This is a genomic window from Acinetobacter sp. V110_1 (genome assembly GCF_031798975.1).
GTDB lineage: Bacteria > Pseudomonadota > Gammaproteobacteria > Pseudomonadales > Moraxellaceae > Acinetobacter > Acinetobacter nosocomialis_A.
This window is the reverse complement of sequence record NZ_JAVQNN010000014.1, coordinates 133591-153755: the sequence shown is the minus strand read 5'-3', so window position 1 is coordinate 153755 and position 20165 is coordinate 133591. Positions and strand designations below refer to the sequence as shown.

Genomic DNA, 20165 nt, shown 5'->3' with positions numbered 1-20165 from the left:
CATTGATTTTTCATTTAATCAAGCGTTAAAAATATCATACATGGTTTTCGATGCAAATTAACACTCCGTCACATTTTTTAATAAAACTCAATGAAGCTTGCACATGATGAAACAAGATGAATCCCTGATGACATCACGTCGGTTTGTACCGATGTTTTTTACACAGTTTTTTGGCGCATTAAATGACAATGTTTTTAAGCAAGCTTTATTGTTAGTCATTACGTATGGTTGGATTCAACAACAATCTGCCCCAGTAAGCACACTCAATAATTTAGCAGCATTATTGTTTATATTGCCATATTTCTTTTTTTCAGCAACAGCAGGACAAATTGCAGACAAATATGAACGTGCACAGCTTGTGCGTGGCATAAAAATATTAGAAATCATCATTATGCTTATTGGATCTGCCGGTTTCTTATTGGGGCATTTATGGTTGCTTCTTCTCGCTTTATTCTTAATGGGAACACATTCCACATTTTTCGGACCTATTAAATATGCAATTTTGCCTGAAATTTTAAAACCGAATGAACTCATGTCGGGCAATGCCTTATTTCAATCCGGTACATCGATGGCAATCTTGTTCGGAATGATCTTAGGTGGTGCCGTAATTGCATCATCAGAAGGTAATTTACTGTGGATTAGTCTGACTGTAGTTGCTATTGCTTGTATAGGCTATGTGTTTAGTCGCTTTATCTTGCCTCAAAAAGTTGCTGCACCAGATTTAGATATTGACTGGAACTTTATTCGTACAAGCTTCCAAACCATTACATATGCCAAAAGCTTACCGTTAGTGTTCACAATTTTATTAGGTAACTCATGGTACTGGTTTTATGGGGCGACTTATTTAACGCAAATTCCACAGCTGACTCAGCAAAATCTCCATGCATCAGAAAATGTGGTTAGTCTATTACTCACGTTCTTCTCAGTCGGAATTGGTGTCGGTTCATTACTTTGCCGCAAAATTGGTGGTTCAGAAATTAATATTAAAATGGTGCCAATCGGTGCAATTGGCCTTACTGTTTTTGCACTTTACCTTGCAGCCAGTCTAGCTTTTGTACCCGAAAGAACTGGTGCATTACTGACTTTAAAAGATATTTTCACTCAAGGCTGGGTTTACTACCACGTCATGATTGCTGTGACTTTATTGGGTATTAGTGGTGGTTTTTATATTGTTCCTTTATATGCCATGATGCAGGCTTATTCGCCTCGCTCCCATCGTGCCCGAGTGGTTGCAGCAAATAACATTTTAAATGCTGTATTCATGGTTTCTTCTGCAATTTTCTCAATCTTAATCTTAAGTGTTTTAAAAATTGATATTAAAATACTATTTATTATTACAGCTGTACTTAGTGCAATCTTTAGTATCTGGCTTCTTGCCCGACTAAAACCAATGCTTGCCACAGCACATCTTTCTTTGGAGGACTAATTTATGCGCCACTACACGGGAATTGATCAACTTATTAACTCCTTTGATCAGGCATTACGTAGTCTTGTTCCAGGTGCAACAGCAGCACAGCGCCAAAACCCAGCTGAAACGGCTGAAACACAACTTGGTGTAGAAGATGCTCGCCATGTTGCAGGCCTAATGCGTGTTAACCATAGTGGTGAAGTATGTGCTCAAGCGCTTTATCATGGACAAGCATTAACGGCGAAATTACCGAATGTACGCCGTGAAATGCAACAAGCAGCAATTGAAGAACAAGACCATTTAGCTTGGTGCGAAGACCGTTTAAAAGAGTTGAATAGCCATACAAGTTTATTGAACCCAATCTGGTACGGCCTTTCATATGGTATGGGCGCTCTTGCTGGTATTGCTGGTGATAAATATAGCTTAGGTTTTGTTGCTGAAACTGAACGTCAGGTAAGCATGCATTTGCAAGACCATTTAAACCAGTTACCTGCTCAAGATGATCGTTCTCGTAAAATTTTAGAGCAAATGAATGAAGATGAATTACATCATCGCCATACAGCCCTTGAAGCAGGTGGTGTTGAATTACCTTATGCAGTAAAAATCAGTATGACTGCTATTTCAAAGTTAATGACTAAAACGAGTTATTATCTTTAAAAAAACAAAGGATTGATCTCATTCGGATCAATCCTTTTTCAAATATTATTTTAAACCATGATCATATTTGAAACGTTCAATATCTCGAATTGAGTTCCAATAGTTGCGATTAATACGGTCACGATCAATTTGTAGTTCTCTTAAAAGCTTGCGATAACGTTCACGCTCTTCTGGCTTTAATTTTTCGTTATAAGCACTGTCCGAATACTGCTTAAACTTTTCATCATAACGGTCATATTCATTTTTTGCATTGTAGTAATCTGAGGCAGCTCGATAATAAGGTCTTAAACGATTACGCTGCTCGATTGGACATACATTAATATTCCCATTCCCTTCCAAAGCGTTATAAAAAATGTTTGATGGCTGGCAATAATACCCTAGACCTTCTTTATATCCACGTTCATATGACTTTTGATCTGGAACAATATTGGCTTTTCCACATGCTTTGTAATATTGATCTAAACGCGGTGAAGAACCTTTTGAACCATCTTTCTCGCCCACTAATGACCAATTTGCAGTCTTACATTCTTCTACGCTCATTGCAGCACAACCCGAGAGGCTGATTGCCAAAATGGCTAAACCGATATTTTTCATATTAAGAGAACTCAAAAATAAAATTTAAAAAAACGCAAAAATAAAATTCCAGTACATACACGATGTAAGTCCTACTTTATTCGAGACTTATACATAAATGTTTAACTGGATAAGCGTTTAAGTTTAAAGCAGTTTGACCATCTCACCAAATTTAAGGATCACAAATTCTAATTATGTTTAATTTTTAAAAGCGAAATCATGGACTATCAGATGGCTCTTATATGTTAATTTTACTTTAATAATTTATTATCAAAACAAAGCTCAAACCACTGATTATGAATACAAAAAATAAAAATTACTTATAAAATACTCTTTAATTATTTTACTCTTTTTTTACGCGATTTACTTCAAGGGCTAAGGTAGGATTTTAGCTAAATAACCACCAAGGTTTTTTATAATGAGTACGCTTATTTACCCAAATTTAAACTTAAAAGATTCTCACTTTAAGGTATTTAAAATATCAGATGATTTTATTGCACCGACACAAGATAACACTTTCAACGCAGAACTTTTTTTAAAAGAAGTTGATGAATATTTAAGTTTATATCCTCAGACTCAACACATTGATATTTGTCTACATGACTTAAACGGCCATATTCGTGGTAAACGAATTGACGTTAAAAGCCTCAAAAATCTCTCTCATGGATGTTATTTTCCACTTTCCGTTTACGCCATGAGTCTGGATGGAAAAGTGATTGAAGAAACAGGCCTAGGAAAATATATTGGTGAACCAGATAGACTTTGCCTGCCCATTTTAGGCAGCTTGCAACCCAGTGCCTTATCCCCTGAATTAAATGCCCAGCTTTACCTATCCATGCAAGAAGAAGATGGTACAGACTGCCGTTATGAACCACGCAATATATTAAAAAAAATATTAAATCAGTTACACGATCATAATTATTTTCCTGTCATGGCTGCCGAGCTAGAGTTTTATCTTTTCTCACCTCAGTATCAGGCTGAAACCTGCATAGAAAACCAATGTTTCGATATAGATGCGCCAAATAATTATCAACAAGTCCTAGATGAAGTTGAAAAAGCCGCCCTACTGCAATCTATTGAAATTACAGCTATTGTTGCGGAATCATCTCCTGGACAATATGAACTAAATCTTCAACATAGCCATGACATTTTGAAGCTATGCGATCAAATTAATGCTTTAAAAAGAATTGTAAAGCAAGTTGCAAGAAAGCATGACTTAACTGCTTGTTTCATGGCGAAACCGAACTTGGCAAAAGCTGGTAGTGGCATGCATTTTCATATGAGCATGCTGAATCAATACCATGAAAATATATTTAGCTCAGAAGAAGAAAAAGATGAGCTGGCAGCCAAATTACTCAGCGCGATTAGCGGACTCATTGAGTTAATGCCTGCATCTATGGCGATTTTAGCGCCTAATATTAATTCTTATAGACGTTTTAAAATTGGTCATCATGTGCCATTAGAAGCCAATTGGGATACCAATAATCGTAATGTCGCAATTCGCATTCCATGCTCGGATGTACAAAATCAACGCTTAGAATATCGTGTTGCAGGAGCTGACTGTAACCCATATCTGGTTACAGCCACTATTTTAGCGGGTGTATCTTACGGCTTATCTCATAAGTTACCGCTACCAAAACCTGCACATCTTTTGAAGTTTCAAGATGAGCATATTTTATTAGCCAACAACCAACCAGAAGCCTTAAAAATATTTAAAGGGAGTCTTATTTTAAAAGGGTATTTAGGGGCAGACTTTGTAGAACATTGGTACACAGTGAAACAAGCTGAATATCAAAATATTTACAGCCAAATGACTGAAGCAGAACAACATTGGGATATATAAATAAAAAAAGCAAAAAAACTATAAACCACTTTGCAAACCCTTAGGGAGAAATACCCTAAGGTTTTTTTACATCTCATTAATGATTTTTCTGTTGAGCTAAAAAGCGTAATCCCACACCAGGTTCAGTAGCAATATAACGTGGTTGAATCGCGTTATCTCCCAGTTTACTCCGCAACTTACCCACCAAAATACGCAAATAATGCGTATCTTCCTGATGAGTTGGTCCCCATAGTTCTTTTAAGAGCTGTGGCTGTGTTAAAAGCTGCCCTTGATAGCGCATTAATAGTGTCAAAAGTTGAAACTCTTTCCGAGTTAAAGTAATTGGTTGTTGCTCGACCCAAACCAAACGTTGAGTGACATCGACTTTAAGATAACCATCGTCATAAACATGTGCTTCTTGCTGAATGGGTTGATTTCTTAAGATGACACGTATGCGCGCCAAAAGCTCTTGGACACTAAAAGGCTTGGTCATGTAATCATTTGCGCCAGCATCTAACAAAGCAACTTTTTCGTATTCATCAGCGCGTACAGATAACACAATAACAGGCACATTTGACCAGCTGCGTAACTCTTGAAGCACTTCTTTCCCATCTAAATCGGGTAAGCCCAAATCTAGAATAACCAAATCAGCCCCTTGTGTTGCTAAAGCTTCTAGACCTTTATAACCCGTTTCGCAGAGCGTGGTTTTATATTTTTGAGTTCTTAAAGCAATGTCTAAAAATTTACGAATTTGAGGCTCATCATCAATAATCACAATGCGTGTTTCTACAGGTGATGTTTCGGAACTTATCATGAATTTACAACTTATTCTTTTACTGGGTGAATGGGTAATCTGATTTGAATTAAAGTACCTTTATTTTGGCGCCCTGAAAATGCTTCTATTGTACCCATATGAGCACCAATAATCGCTTTTACGATTGTAAGCCCTAAACCAGTACCAAATTTTCCACGGTCTCCTCGTTCCATCGTATAAAACATATCAAAAATACGATGTCTTTCGTCTTCAGGAATTCCCGCACCTCTATCTTCAATTTCAATTTTTACTTCATCTTCTGATGAAAGTTGAGCACGAATCATGACTGATTCATCTGGAGGTGAAAAGTTTGCGGCATTTTCTAAAACATTAAAAATAGCTTGCTCTACCAGCGCTGGGTGAACATACAAACTAATCGGTTTCTCAGGTAACTGAACCATCACTTGAGTATCTGGTTTATAACGCTTTAAACGGCGGGTTGCCGAACCAATTAACTCATCTACTCCAATCCAGTCTCTTTTTAAAGTTAAGCCTTCGTGACCTAAGCGCGTCATATCAAGCAAATTTTGAATATAACGGTCTAAACGCTCACCTTCTAAATGAATTGTTTCAAGTAAATCTTGCTGGTCTTGTTCGGACATATCAGCTTTAAAATTGGCAAGCGTGTCTGCTGCTCCAATAATAGAAGCTAGTGGCGAGCGTAAATCATGCGATACCGAAGATAATAAAGCTGAACGTAAGCGCTCTGTTTCACTGGTGACTTTTGCTTGTTCGAGTTCATTGACCAATTGGGTTCGAAGTGCTGCCTGTGCAATATATTCAATTACACTTTCAGTTAGTTTCTTTTGCTCAAAATTTAGAGAAACTACATCATCCTTAAAGTAAATTCCCACTATACCTAGGCTATTTTTCTGTTCTAAAAGTGGTAAAAACCACCAGTTTGATTGACTAAGAGTATCGGTAAAACGCCCGCAAGGTTGTTGATGTTTTAAGCACCATTCTGCGGCTACTTTTTCTTTATCGTTTAGCTCAATATCAGATGAAATGACTCTATCTTGAATAGAAATCCACACTTTAGTTTGAAGCTGGGTTTCTAAAGTCATACGTCCTGTTTGCATGACTTCTTCAAGGTTCACCGCACTAGAAAGCTTACGTGCCAAGTCTTGCATCACTGTGGTGTAGGCATTGGCAGCTTTTAAAGACAAAACTTGCTGGCGTAACTGAGAAGCCAACCGCCCAGCGATTAAAGCTGCTGCAAAAAAAGCAACAACGGTAACTACACCTTGGTGTGCTGAAATTTGAAATGTAAAACGTGGTGCTATAAAGAAAAAATTGTAGGCTAAGAAACAAATAAGAGCGGCTACTACTGCAGCAAGCATTCGGGTTTTCGTTGCTACAATTAAAACTGAAATAATGAAAATGACAGAAAAGTCTTCAATACCCAATAGAACTTCGGCAAAGTGAGCTATAAAAATACTGACACATGTAACCGCTAAAACAAAAACACTTTCTTTTAATGATAAAAATGATGGCTTTTCAAGTTGAGTTGTCTTTTTAGTACCCTGTTCTGGATGCAAAATCGTTAAAGCAATCGAATTTTCTTGATTTAATAATTGCTGAGCTAAATTTTTCTTAAATAACTTTAACCACCACGGCGAAATACTTTTGCCAATGACCAAATTGGAAATACCTCGATCAAGTGCAGCATCCATTAACACTGAGGCAACTCGATGCCCATATAAAACTTCTGTTCGCCCCCCGAGTTGGCGAGCCAGCTCAAATGCTCGGTCAATTTCAATATATTCTTTTTTATATGAATTTCCTGAACTCTGCCCAAAGTCCAAACTTTTAGCAACATTCACTACAGTCCACGTAGCACCATTACGCTCTGCTAATCGACAACCTGCTCGTACTAAATACTCAGAAGAACCTTGTCCATCTATCGCAATCATCAATTCATTTTGCAGCGAAATAGACTTCAAACCCTTAGAGGTGTAACTCTGTTTTAAATCTAAATCGACATGCTCAGCAACACATTGCATTGCCAGTTCACGCAATGCTGTTAAATTTGAAATGCTAAAAAAGCCTTGTAATGCCAAATTTGCTTGCTCTGGCACATAGACTTTTCCTTGATGGAGCCTTTCAATGAGTTCACTAACAGGTAAATCAATTAAACGAATGTCTCGAATACGATCAAATACCCGATCTGGTACCGTTTCATTTACTCGAATGCCCGTAATCTGATGTACCACATCGTTTAAGCTTTCTAAATGCTGTATATTAATGGTCGTAAATACATCAATACCCGCATCTAGCAATTCATTGACGTCTTGCCACCGTCGTTCATGGCGACTATTGGGTATATTGCGATGAGCCAACTCATCAACCAAAACAATTTCCGGATGCCTGAGTAAAATAGCATCCAAGTCCATTTCTTCTAAAATGTGCCCCTGATATTGCATTTCCTTTCTAGCAATCTGAGGCAAACCTTCCAAAATTTTTAGAGTTTCTATTCTTCCGTGGGTTTCAACAATACCCACAACAACATCTGTGCCCTGTTGAAATAACTCTTTAGCGCGGGCAAGCATGGCATAGGTTTTTCCAACACCAGGTGCCGCACCGAGAAAGACCGTTAGTCGACCGGCTTGATATCTATTCACATGATTTAATAAGGCTTCAGCCTGATTTTCGCGATTGCTTTGCACTTGATATCATCCGGTAAACTAACAATTTTATTTTCAAGTTAATGTGTAGATTGTAATTGATCTAAAGCGATATTTAGCTCTAATACATTAACACGAGCTTGCCCTAGTACACCAAACTGAACTGGTTCAATATGCTTTTGGAGTAACTCTTCTACAACTTTAGGGTCTAAATGACGCGCTTGAGCCACTCTAGCAACCTGTATTTGAGCAGATTCAGGGCTAATATGCGGATCGATACCACTACCCGATTTAGTCACTAAATCACTTGGAATAGGGGCATTACCTGTGTGGTCTTGTTGTTTAACCGCAAGAATCTGAGCATCAATTTGTTTTTGAAGCTCTGGATTGGTAAGGGCTAAGTTTGTGGCCCCCATAGAGATTGGGTCATAAGCAACCGCTGACGGACGTGGATGAAAATAAGCCTCTCCAACAAATGGCTGAGCGACTAATTTTGACCCTAGAACTTTATGGTTTATTTCAATCAAACTACCATTCGCTTGATTGTTAAATAGCACCTGTCCCGCACCTGTAGCAATCGCACTATAAACAGCACCACAACCGACAAGTGTAAAAATTAATAATCCCAAAGATGCTCTTAAGGTCTGACCCAAATTTGCTTCTGAATTTTGTACATAAGTTTTCATTTCAAACTCCAGATTACAAACCAAATAATTGAACAATCACTACATCAATCGCTTTGATGGCAATAAATGGTAGAACCACACCACCCACTCCATAAATCAACATATTTCGACGGAGTAACTGAGTTGCAGTTGAAGGTTTAAATTTCACGCCACGTAATGCGATTGGAATCAATAGCGGAATAATAATCGCGTTAAAAATTAATGCCGATAAAATCGCGCTGCTTGGACTTGCTAAGTGCATTACATTCAATACTTGCATTTGTGGAATCGCAGCAGCGAACAATGCAGGCAAGATGGCAAAGTATTTAGAGACGTCGTTTGCTAACGAAAATGTTGTTAAAGCACCACGGGTAATTAGCTGCTGTTTCCCAATCTCAACTACAGCAAGCAGTTTGGTCGGATCAGAGTCTAAATCAACCATATTGCCGGCTTCTTTCGCAGCTTGTGTGCCTGAGTTCATAGCCAAACCAATATCGGCTTGTGCCAATGCTGGCGCATCGTTGGTTCCGTCACCAACCATTGCAACTAAACGACCTTGTTGTTGTTCGGTGCGAATACAAGCCAATTTGTCTTCTGGTTTTGCTTCGGCAATATAGTCATCTACACCAGCTTCCGCAGCAATCGCGGCCGCAGTTAATGGGTTATCACCTGTAACCATAACGGTTTTGATGCCCATTTCTCTTAAACGAGCAAAACGTTCTTTAATACCGTGTTTAATCACATCGGAGAGTTCAATCACACCCAATACATGATGTTGATTTGCGACAACCAATGGTGTTGCACCTTTTTTAGCAACTTGTTCAACACGGGCTTTTAACTCTAGATCTTGAGAATAATCTTCATCTACAAATTTCAAGATTGCATCTAAAGCACCTTTACGAATTTGCTCCCCATTCGGTAAATTCACACCAGAAATTCGAGTCGAAGCACTAAAAGAAATAAATTCGGCTTGCTCAGGTTCTTGCTGTTTTAAACCCTGTTCTTTTGCTAACTTAACAATCGACTTGCCTTCTGGTGTTGGGTCGGCAAGTGAACTTACCCAAGCAGCAGCTCTCAACTCAGACTCGGTTACCGAGGTTAAAGGATAAAAAGAAGTCGCTTGACGGTCACCATATGTAATGGTTCCTGTTTTATCGAGTAAAAGTACATCAATGTCACCCGCAACTTCTACCGCTTTACCTGATTTTGCCAAAACATTGGCTTTGAGTGCACGGTTCATCCCCGCAATACCAATCGCAGGTAATAAGCCACCAATCGTTGTTGGAATCAGGCAGACCAATAACGCCACGAGCACAACTGGATCAAGTTCAATATGCAAATACTTGGCAATAAATGGCAAGCTAATCACGACAATTAAAAACGTGATTGTCATCACCATTAACAAAAAGCCAAGCGCAATCTCATTCGGAGTTTTTTGGCGATTTGAACCTTCAACCAAAGCAATCATACGGTCTAAGAAACTTTGACCAGATTCAGCAGTCACTTGCACAACAATACGATCTGTAAGAACTTTGGTTCCGCCAATAACACCTGAACGGTCTGTTCCAGCTTCACGTAGCACAGGTGCTGACTCACCTGTAACAGCTGATTCATTAATAGTGGCAAAGCCTTCTACAATCTCACCGTCGGCAGGAACAAGCTCACCTGCATGTACTTCAATAAAATCATTTAAATGAAGTTCAGTAGCTGCAATTTGAGTGGTTTGACGGTCTGTCAAAGAGTTGAGTCTTCGAGCCGTTAAATTTTCTCTTGCTGCACGTAATGAAGATGCCTGTCCACGACCTCTGGCTTCTGCAACTGCTTCAGCATAGTTAGCAAATAAAATGGTAATAAACAGAATTGCTGTGACAACCAAACCAAACACCAGTGTGGCATATCCCATTAAGGTACTTAGAGCAGTGATTACGGTTCCAAGCCATACAATTGCCATGACTGGGTTTTTAATTGCATGCTGTGGTAGCAATTTTACAAAAGCATTTTTCCAAACTTCAAAACTTGGTACTGCCACAGTCGTTTTATGGCTATTTACATGAGTTTGTGTATTCATTTTCACTCGCCTCCTTAGCCTTTAATCAACAAAAGTTGATCGGCAATTGGCCCAAGGACAAGAACTGGCATAAATTGTAATAAGGTAAGCAATACAACAATCGTAATCAGCGTTAAGGCAAAGGTTGGAGTTTCAACCTGAAGACTACCTGTTGTTTCGGGTGCTTTTCTTTTTGCTGCTAAACGTGTCGCAATCATTAATGGCAAAATTAATGTCGGGAAACGTCCTAAAAGAAGTGCAATGCTACAAGTGACATTCCACCATACCGTGTTGTCTCCAAGGCCTTCAAAACCTGAACCGTTATTAGCAAACGCAGAAACATATTCATAGAACACTTGGCTAATACCGTGTGGTCCAGGGTTTGTGATACCTGATAATCCCGGAATACTAAGACTCAAGGCTGTAAAAGCCAGAATAATAAGAGGCTGAATTAAGATAATAATCGCAAGTAACTTGATCTCTGCTGCTTCAATTTTGCGTCCAAACAATTCAGGTGTACGACCTGTCATTAAGCCTGCAATAAATACCGCAAGTAACAGATAAATCATAAACTGTTGCAGACCACAGCCCACACCGCCCCAAATTGCATTAATCAACATGTTAATGAGTTCAACCAGCCCAGTAAGCGGCGCAGAAGAATCGTGCATCATATTGACCGAACCATTATTCACTTGTGTGGTCAGTGCAGCCCAAACTGCCGATGCTGCAGGTCCAAATCGTTGCTCTTTACCTTCCATTACAGCAATTTGAGATGCGGTCGATGACATACTTTCAGACCAGACAGCTGCTGCACCTGAAATAACCGACATTAAAAGCATGCTACCAAACACAAAGTAGGCAAATTTTTTACGTCGAGTAAAATGTCCCACCATAAAAACGACTGTAATTGGAATGAGTAAAATCGCTATCATTTCTAATAAATTAGATAGCGGCGTTGGATTTTCTAAAGGTACAGAACTATTTGGACCATACCAGCCACCACCGTTACTACCCAATTGCTTAACAGCAACCATGGGTGCAACTGGACCTAATGGAATTTTTTGTGTTTGTACTGTATTTGCTTTATCAATAAGCTGTACTTCCGGCCCACCCTGAAAAGTTGCTGGTACGCCTTGGCTGTTAAGCAACAATGACCAAACAAAACACAGAGGAAGCAAGAAACGGACTGTAGGGCGTATTACATCTGCCCAATAGTTACCAATTAAAATTTGATCTGGCTGTTCAGCAACATCCGCTGCAATATGGCTAGGACGTTGATAAAAGAAAGCTCTTAAAGTCGCGACAACTAAAGCCAGCCCCATCATTGGTGTGATGACTTGCAAACCTACAATACCTGTCATTTGCGACAAATAAGACAATTGAGCTTGACCAGAATAATGCTGCTGGTTTGTGTTTGTTAAAAATGAAATAACCGTGTGTAACGCTAAATCCCAACTCATATTTGGTGCATGATTTGGATTTAATGGTAGCCATGCTTGCGTCATAAAAATAGCAAAAACGGCCACAGCTAGAAAAACACAGCTAACAACAAATGCTAAAGAATATTGTTTCCAGTTCATCTGTTGTTGTGGAGATATACCTAACAAGCGATATACAGGATTTTCAATCCAACGAAATAATCCATCACCCCACATCGGCTGATTTGCCATTACTTTGGATAGATATTTACTCAGACACCATGCTAAAAAAATAGCAATAAATAAAACAAGTATAAGTTCTAACATGGCTATTCTCCTCTATACCCCATGGCTTGATTTGCCAAAATAGAAATAAGGAGAGATGAAGAAATATCATTTTTTTTGAGTCCGCATAAGGCTATGGCAGACTGATGCAAGATGCGCATTTGAGAATTTATAAGCATCTTTATTGTCCTGAAATAACACTAATTTAGTGGATTTCAGTATGGATAAAATGCTCGTAAATTCTCTATTGAGGAACTCAAAGACCGCGTAAATTTTGCGTAAATTTTAGTTTTAAAGACCTGAAACCTTAAAGTTGACGACTGGATAAAGTGTTCTATCAGCCTTTAAAGTCTCACAATGCCAAAGCTCATATAAAGGGATTTTTACATCAAGGGCCAAAGGTAATTTTTTTGAATTAAATTGCATATGCTCCAGATCAACTCCCCATGCAATCAAATCTACATCTAAAGAAATATGATGCGATGGACGCACACGCCCCGAATCTGTCTCAAGTTTTTTTAAAAAAGATTCAATTTGCTCACAGGCTAAAGTGCTTCTTAATAGACATGCTGAATTCCAGTAATCATCTCCAATACCATCTCGGCATGGAATTTGATAAACAGATGAAAACTGCACACTCCCTAAAGTTGCTAATTGCGTATAAGCAAAAGTAAAGTGCTGATCTGCGTCTAAATTACTCGCTAGGGCGAGTGCAAAAATTGTTTCTGGTGCGTTCAAGACGAATTCCTACAGCGTTTGCTTCTGCAATGATGGCTGGCTTACGGATGGTTATGGTAATTTTTTCAATTGTTGGAAAGGTTTCAAATAAACATTGCAAAACCAGATGAGCTGCGTGCTCGATTAACTCAGGTTTAGCTTGCTGAATGGTTTGAGCCGATAACTCACAAATCTGCGCATAGTTGAGTGTATCCTCAAGCTTGTCAGATGCTGCAGCTCGGCTCAAATCATTATGGATGGTTAAATCCAACATTAAAGGTTGAATGATTTGTCTTTCCCAATTGAAACAGCCAATCACTGTCTCAACCTTCAAGCCTTCAATAATAATGGCATCCATAAATTTAAACTGACCTTAGTGCTTTAACAACGAAGCAGGTTCCATATTTTGAACCATTTTCAAACGTTGGTCTGCATAAATATCAGTATATGGTGCGAGTACGCGCATAAAACGATCGAAATAAAGCATTTGCTTAAATAACAAGGCAAAATCTCGTGGGAATTTAATACCGTGGCGCTCACCAACCCCTACCATATCCATCATAATGTCGTTTAAATCGGCTGGATTGGTAGACAAAATCTGCTGTGGATCAGCCATTAAGACGCCATTAAACAAACGCTCTAAATCTTGAGCTAAAACATGAACATCAACCTTGTTATGGGTCATGCCCATTTTCAGCATATTTTCAGCCATAGCCTGATAATCAGTTTTTTGTAAGGCATCCATAAACGCGATACATGCTGTCCAGACTTCTGGCTTTAACTGCCCCACAATACCGAAATCGATAAAACCAATTCGGCCATCTTCGAGCAACATTAGATTTCCAGCATGTAAGTCAGCGTGGAAACTCTTACAGAGCATAAGAGTGCCAAACCATGTATTCATGGCAGTAATCAGTACTTGTGACGGATCTTTAGCATATTGTTTTACGACACTAAAGTCTGTCAAAGACACACCGTATAAACGCTGCATGGTCAAAACACGGCGTGTAGAAAACTGATGATAAACTTTAGGCGCTGTCGCAGCGTGGTTTTGAGAAATATTTAAATATTCTATAAAGTCATCTAAGTTTTGGGCTTCCTCAATGAAATCGACTTCACGCACCATACGAGTTTTAATTTCATCGACAATGTCAGAAAGAGCAGCAAACTTGATTTTAGGTACTGCACGTTCAAGTAGTTTGGCTGCCCAATGCACCACATTTAAGTCAGTGTATAAAATAGTTTCTACGCCAGGTTTTTGTACTTTAATAACGACATCTTCACCAGTCGTCAGTTTAGCCGCATGAACCTGAGCAATTGAAGCAGAAGCTAAAGGTTTTTCATCGATATAACTAAAAATCTGGTTTAAATCACGCCCTTCAAATTCAGAGGCAAGCACGCCTTGAATATAACTAAATGGCAGAGTTGGTGTCTGATCTAAACAACCTTGAAATTCTTCTACATATTCACGCGGAAATAGCGATGGTGTACTCGCGATAAACTGACCAAGCTTAATATATGTTGAGCCAAGCGACTCAAAAGTCTCTCGCATGAGTTTGGCATTACTTGGCTTATCAGTTGCGTACTTAATACCAGCTTTAGCCGCAACCACTGCGGTTTCACCGATACGGGCAACTGAGCGCAATCCATCAAATAAAATATTTTTTTTCATATTTCTTTAGAACCAGAATATTCGTCTCAAGTTTAGCAAATTTTGCTTTATTTGCTGATTAGCTTGCCTGACAAAGTGGACAATTTATATCTTTATCAAAATTAACAATACGTTGTGTCATATTTAATCCATCCCAAAGTAACAGTTTTTGTTTCAGAGGAGTGAGATTAAGCCCTAAATAAAGTAAAGTGTGATGTGCTTGTAATGACGCTATCATTACAGGAGTCGTTGCAAGCACTCCTGACTCTGCACAGCGCAGGCCTTCATTGTCATGCTGTTCTTTTGGGAATAAACATTCATAACAAGCTGATTCACCTTCAACCATAAACATTTGCGTCTGAAATCCAATTGCAGAAGCACTAATTAATGCGACCTGATGTTTCTTACAAGCACTATTCACTAAATAGCGAGTTGTAAAGTTATCACAACCATCTAAAACGACGTCTTGGTGTTCAACAAGTCTATCAATGTTATGTTCGTCTAAACGTTCATTAAAGTATTCAACACAGATATAAGGGTTAATTTTCTGTAACCGTTTTGCTAGAACTTCAGCTTTATAGCGACCAATATCTTCATGACCAAATGCGATTTGGCGCTGTAAATTACTTATCTCAATGGTATCTGCATCAATGAGTGTAATTTTTCCAACCCCTGCTCGTGCGAGTAGTTCTGCACTGCTACAGCCTATGCCACCAGCACCCACAATCAGTACATTAGCAAGTTTGAGCTTTTCCTGAGCTTCAATATCCCATCCATCAAGTAAAATCTGACGGCTATAGAGATGCATTTCTTCATCACTTAACTCTACAAAATCGATATCTTGAAGCTCGGTCACACGTTAATCCTTTCACTTAGAAGCCAAATGATTTTATGACTAAGTCAATTATTATGAAAGCTATAAAATAGAAACAGTTTTTTATTCGGTTACTGCTCTATTGTTCACATTACTTCTTTCAAACTTTCTGCAACAATAGAACGAATTAGTTTCTTTGTTACTTAGGCTAAATATGTCCGAATCATATATTGCACCAGTAGAGTTAGAAAAAGCTTATCGTTTATTAAATCATGGTCCAACTGTGCTGGTTTCTGCACAACATGGTGACGACTGCAATGTAATGGCTGCCGCATGGGCATGTGCATTAGAATTTAAACCTGCCAAAGTGTCTGTAGTTTTAGATAAAAGTACGAAAACCCGACAGCTTGTCGAGCAAAGTGGCTATTTCACACTACAAGTTCCTTGCTATGCACAGCTCAATATGACCAAGCAACTTGGTACCATTAGTAAGTTGGATGACCCACAAAAACTTGAACACTGTGGAGTTGAACTATTCTATCAAGAAGACCTGAGTAGCCCACTTGTATCAGGTTGTATCGCATGGCTGGTTTGTAAACTTATTCCTGAACCGCACAATCAGTCAGTTCATGATTTATTTATTGGTTCTGTTGTAGGTGCGTGGGCAGATAGTCGTGTTTTTAGAGATGGGCATTGGCATTTTCAGGATGCACCAAAAGAACTTCGTAGCCTGCACTATATTGCTGGTGGAACCTTTTACTTGATTGGTGAAGAAGTGAAAGCTGACCTCTAATATAAAAAAACAAAGGGAAATATTTAAATATTTCCCTTTGTTCAAACTTAGCTTGCGTAGGCTTGCTGCATTTTTGCAATTTCTTGCTGCTTCAATAATCCTCTTTGAATTTTTCCGCTCGTGGTTTTCGGTAGGCTGTCCACAAACTCTATTTCTTTTGGGTATGCATGCCGAGATAAACGGTTACGAACATATTGCTGTAACTTATCTTTTAATGTTTCACATGCTTGATAAGCAGGCTTAAGTACCACAAAAGCTTTCACTATTTCGGTTCGTTCCGGATCTGGCTTACCAATTACTGCTGACTCTAATACCGCCTCACACTCTAATAAAGTACTTTCAACATCGAATGGTCCAACTCTATAGCCCGATGTTGTAATGACATCGTCAGCACGTCCAACAAAATCAATACCGCCATGTTCGTTTAAAGTGACCGTGTCACCTGTTAAATAATACTTACCAACAAATGATTTGCGATTATTGCCACCATAGCCTTTAAACCACATTAGTGGGGATTGCTCAGAATCCATTGCCAAAATACCCACACCACCTGTTGGTAATTCTTGATAATTTTGGTCTAACACCGCAAAACGATGCCCAGGAATTGCAAAACCAGCTGAACCTACTTTTAATGGGTGCTCAAGCGCATGGTGGTTCGCAATCACCATGCCGAGTTCAGTTTGTCCATATTGATCAAAAATATTGACCTCTAAATCCTGTTTAAACCAGTTCACAACCTCAGGTGTTAATGGCTCACCCGCACTACTCACTACGCGTAAATGTTGTTTAATTGAAGGGTCAAATTTTTCCTTAAATCCAAAGAACATTCGAAATGCTGTTGGCGATCCTGTTAAATTACTTACTTTATACTTTTTAATTAACTCAATTGCCTGATCTACATTAAACGAACGCTCATCCATAATAATGCTATGCCCCAAGCTTAAAGGGCCTGTAATGCCATAATACAAACCATACGCCCAGCCCGGATCTGCCAAATTCCAAAACATATCCTCTTCACGCAAATCGACAGCATGAGTCATATAACCTTTAAATGCCAAAATTGCTTTTAGTGGAACGGGGACAGACTTAGCAAGTCCAGTTGTGCCTGAGGTAAACATCATTAAAAAGTCATCGTCAAAGCTACGATTTACTGGCTCACATTGCTCAGAATAGCGCTGTAAAGATTGCCAAAAATCGAAGTCATGCTCAGACAAAGAACCAGTCTGATGAACAGTGACAATAACCGGAACATTCAAGGTATTCAGTTTAGGGCGCTGTTCATCATTGGTCACAATCAATTTAGTTTGAGCAGTCGTAATACGGTGGTCAATCGATTTTGCTTCAAAGGCAGTAAATAAAGGCTGATAAATAGCGCCTATACGCCACGCTGCCAAAATTGTAATTAATAACTCAGGCGTTCTCGGTAGAAGTCCTGCAATACAATCTCCAGCTTGAATTCCTTGTGCTTTAAAGAAGTTAGCAAGTTTTCCAGAAAGTTCAGCAAGTTGTTCGAACGTATAGTGCTCTGCCTGCCCGTTTTTTCCCTCCCAAATGAGCGCTGTTTTATTTTTTCCTATATAACGCTCACAGCACTCAACATAAGCATTTATTGCTTGGGGGTGCCCAACAAGTTGCTCTTCGATGAGTTGTGGAAGATCAAATTGCTGATAAGCTTCTGCCAAAGTTTTCATGATGCTCACCTTCATTCCGTTTGATGATTGATTTTGTGTTAGACCACAAAATCCGTCCTGACTGTTATTGTTTTAGCTAAAGCTCGAAGAATATTTCTTCAACTTTTCCATCTATTTCAAACAAAACTAATAGCAAAAATGTTCCATTTCAATTGCAAGAAACCGCACATGATGTGCGGCTTCTTGCAGTTTTAAGTATAAAAACTCAATATCTTATGAACTAAACTTGAGCCACTTCACGAGCAATCACTAAACGTTGAATATCTGAAGCACCTTCATAAATCTGGCTTACACGAACATCACGATAAATTCTCTCAACAGGGAAATCACTGACGTATCCATAACCGCCATGAATCTGGATTGCATCCGAACATACTCGCTCAGCCATAGTTGATGCAAAGAGTTTCGCCATTGAGGCCTCTTTTAAACAAGGTAGTCCCGCATCTTTTAAAGTTGCAGCATGCAATACTAGCTGATGTGCAGCTTCAATCTGAGTTGCCATATCAGCTAAGCGAAAACCAACCGCCTGATGCTGAACCAGCTCTACACCGAAGGCCTTACGTTCGTTTGCATATTGCACGGATGCATCAAAAGCCGCTCTTGCCATACCAACAGATTGAGCCGCAATACCAATACGACCAGCCGCTAAATTAGATAACGCAATTTTATAACCTTCACCTTCTTGTCCCACCAAATTTTCTAAAGGAATCCGGCAGTCGTCAAGCGTAATGGTTGCGGTGTCCGAAGCATGTTGACCCATTTTGTCTTCAATACGAGTGACTAAGTAACCTTGTGTATTGGTCGGTACAAGGAAACATGAAATGCCTTTTTTGCCAGCTTGTTTATCTGTAACCGCAAATACCAAAGCCACTTGAGCATTTTTACCACTGGTAATGAATTGCTTTACGCCATTGAGTACCCAATGGTCGCCATCTCGCTCGGCTTTACATAAAATCGCGCTCGCATCGGAACCGACATGTGGCTCAGTTAAACAAAAGCATCCTAGCCATTCGCCAGAAGCAAATTTTGGCAAATAGGTTTGTTTTTGCTGCTCTGAACCGTATGCCAGTGTAATACCGCAAATCAAAGAGTTTTGTACGCTGACGATTGTCGAAATAGCACCATCACCTGCAGCAATTTCCTCAATTGCGAGTACTAAAGAAACATAGTCCATTCCGGCACCGCCCCATTCATCGGGCACAGTCATTCCCATAGCGCCTAGTGCACCTAAATCTTTTAACTCCTGAGCCGGAAATTCATGGGTCTTATCGCGATGTGCAGCTGTTGGTTTTAACTGATTTTGCGCATAGTTACGCATCATCTCCTGAACCATGCTTTGTTCAGCATTTAGAATCATTTCAACATCCTTATTTTATTATTTTGCTGCCATGCGAATTGCACCATCTAGACGGATGACTTCACCATTTAAGTAAGAGTTTTCAGCAATATGAGCAACCAAACGAGCAAACTCTTCTGGTTTTCCTAAACGAGAGGGATACGGAACCATTTGCCCCAAAGCATCTTGTACATTTTGTGGCATACCCTTAAGCATTGGAGTTTCCATAATCCCCGGTGCAATGGTCATAATACGAATGGCATGTCGCGCAAGCTCACGTGCAATTGGCAAAGTCATCGCCACAATAGCGCCTTTTGATGCAGAATAAGCTGCTTGTCCAATTTGACCGTCAAATGCCGCAACAGAAGCGGTGTTAACAATAACTCCACGGTCCTCTTCACTTGCTTCAACTGTATTTTTACTCATTGCATCTGCTGCAAAACGCAGCATGTTAAATGTACCTGTGACATTAATATTTAAAGTCTTTGCAAATAATCCCAAGTCATGAACACCCTCACGGCCAACTACTTTTGCAGAAGGGCCAATACCTGCACAGTTCACCAAACCATGCAAATGTCTATGTTTAACCAACACATCTTTAAAGAACTGTTCAGCAGCAAGTTCATCGGTTACATCAAGTTTTACAAAGTCAGCTTTTGGCCCTAACTGTTTCGCCTGCTGCTCACCTGCTTCTATATTCATGTCAACCAACGTGACTGAGGCGCCTTGTTGCACTAAATATTCAGCCGTTGCAGCTCCTAAACCAGAGCCGCCACCTGTAATCACGAAATGTTTTCCTTGAATTTTCATTATGTAACATCCTATAGAAATGTTCTTTAACCTTAGTAGT

The 20165-nt window shown here is 39.3% G+C and carries 17 protein-coding genes; 4 read left to right on the top strand and 13 right to left on the bottom strand.

The genetic code is table 11. The annotated features are described in order from the left end of the window. Positions 1–103: 103 nt before the first annotated feature. Together RMA95_RS04415 and coq7 are read left to right on the top strand one after the other, a co-directional pair. Positions 104–1426, top strand: a complete 1323-nt coding sequence (locus RMA95_RS04415; RefSeq protein WP_087486620.1) for an MFS transporter — start codon at positions 104–106, stop codon at positions 1424–1426. Positions 1427–1429: 3 nt separating this feature from the next. Continuing rightward, the gene (gene coq7, locus RMA95_RS04410) at positions 1430–2065 is read left to right on the top strand and encodes a 2-polyprenyl-3-methyl-6-methoxy-1,4-benzoquinone monooxygenase (RefSeq protein ID WP_311069701.1); all 636 of its coding nucleotides are present in this window, start codon (positions 1430–1432) and stop codon (positions 2063–2065) included. 45 nt (positions 2066–2110) lie between these two features. Here coq7 and RMA95_RS04405 read toward each other — a convergent pair whose 3' ends face one another. Then, positions 2111–2659, bottom strand: a complete 549-nt coding sequence (locus RMA95_RS04405; protein WP_005073618.1) for a DUF2799 domain-containing protein — start codon at positions 2657–2659, stop codon at positions 2111–2113. Between the two features lie 397 nt (positions 2660–3056). Between RMA95_RS04405 and RMA95_RS04400 the strand changes: the two genes are divergently transcribed. Next, positions 3057–4481 (top strand): glutamine synthetase family protein, encoded by a 1425-nt coding sequence (locus RMA95_RS04400; protein WP_311069699.1) that lies wholly within the window; start codon positions 3057–3059, stop codon positions 4479–4481. Positions 4482–4557: 76 nt separating this feature from the next. Here RMA95_RS04400 and RMA95_RS04395 read toward each other — a convergent pair whose 3' ends face one another. The 9 genes from RMA95_RS04395 to RMA95_RS04355 form a co-directional block, all read right to left on the bottom strand. Continuing rightward, on the bottom strand, positions 4558–5274 hold the full coding sequence (locus RMA95_RS04395) for a response regulator (protein WP_100290153.1): 717 nt from the start codon (positions 5272–5274) through the stop codon (positions 4558–4560). An 11-nt stretch (positions 5275–5285) separates the two neighbouring features. Beyond that, positions 5286–7940, bottom strand: coding sequence for a sensor histidine kinase KdpD (locus tag RMA95_RS04390; RefSeq protein WP_311069698.1), 2655 nt, complete (start codon positions 7938–7940; stop codon positions 5286–5288). A gap of 38 nt (positions 7941–7978) precedes the next feature. Continuing rightward, positions 7979–8584, bottom strand: a complete 606-nt coding sequence (kdpC, locus tag RMA95_RS04385) for a potassium-transporting ATPase subunit KdpC (RefSeq protein ID WP_311069697.1) — start codon at positions 8582–8584, stop codon at positions 7979–7981. Between the two features lie 13 nt (positions 8585–8597). After that, on the bottom strand, positions 8598–10637 hold the full coding sequence (gene kdpB, locus RMA95_RS04380; protein ID WP_311069696.1) for a potassium-transporting ATPase subunit KdpB: 2040 nt from the start codon (positions 10635–10637) through the stop codon (positions 8598–8600). Between the two features lie 8 nt (positions 10638–10645). After that, positions 10646–12355, bottom strand: a complete 1710-nt coding sequence (kdpA, locus tag RMA95_RS04375) for a potassium-transporting ATPase subunit KdpA (RefSeq protein ID WP_311069695.1) — start codon at positions 12353–12355, stop codon at positions 10646–10648. 249 nt (positions 12356–12604) lie between these two features. Next, positions 12605–13051 (bottom strand): 2-amino-4-hydroxy-6-hydroxymethyldihydropteridine diphosphokinase, encoded by a 447-nt coding sequence (locus tag RMA95_RS04370; protein WP_311069694.1) that lies wholly within the window; start codon positions 13049–13051, stop codon positions 12605–12607. Beyond that, positions 13008–13388, bottom strand: coding sequence for a dihydroneopterin aldolase (gene folB, locus RMA95_RS04365; protein WP_004700874.1), 381 nt, complete (start codon positions 13386–13388; stop codon positions 13008–13010). Before folB ends, RMA95_RS04370 begins: the two co-directional genes overlap by 44 nt. Positions 13389–13403: 15 nt before the next feature. Continuing rightward, the gene (locus RMA95_RS04360; protein WP_311069693.1) at positions 13404–14702 is read right to left on the bottom strand and encodes an AarF/UbiB family protein; all 1299 of its coding nucleotides are present in this window, start codon (positions 14700–14702) and stop codon (positions 13404–13406) included. 58 nt (positions 14703–14760) lie between these two features. Continuing rightward, on the bottom strand, positions 14761–15537 hold the full coding sequence (locus RMA95_RS04355) for a HesA/MoeB/ThiF family protein (protein ID WP_311069692.1): 777 nt from the start codon (positions 15535–15537) through the stop codon (positions 14761–14763). Between the two features lie 172 nt (positions 15538–15709). Here RMA95_RS04355 and RMA95_RS04350 point away from each other — a divergent pair, with 172 nt between their 5' ends. Beyond that, on the top strand, positions 15710–16288 hold the full coding sequence (locus RMA95_RS04350) for a flavin reductase family protein (protein WP_311069691.1): 579 nt from the start codon (positions 15710–15712) through the stop codon (positions 16286–16288). A 47-nt stretch (positions 16289–16335) separates the two neighbouring features. On the opposite strand, the gene RMA95_RS04345 is transcribed toward RMA95_RS04350, so the two are convergent. The 3 genes from RMA95_RS04345 to RMA95_RS04335 form a co-directional block, all read right to left on the bottom strand. After that, the gene (locus tag RMA95_RS04345; RefSeq protein ID WP_311069690.1) at positions 16336–17979 is read right to left on the bottom strand and encodes an AMP-binding protein; all 1644 of its coding nucleotides are present in this window, start codon (positions 17977–17979) and stop codon (positions 16336–16338) included. 220 nt (positions 17980–18199) lie between these two features. Next, on the bottom strand, positions 18200–19336 hold the full coding sequence (locus tag RMA95_RS04340) for an acyl-CoA dehydrogenase family protein (protein ID WP_311069688.1): 1137 nt from the start codon (positions 19334–19336) through the stop codon (positions 18200–18202). 18 nt (positions 19337–19354) lie between these two features. Further along, on the bottom strand, positions 19355–20125 hold the full coding sequence (locus tag RMA95_RS04335) for a 3-hydroxyacyl-CoA dehydrogenase (protein WP_311069687.1): 771 nt from the start codon (positions 20123–20125) through the stop codon (positions 19355–19357). Positions 20126–20165 lie beyond the last annotated feature (40 nt).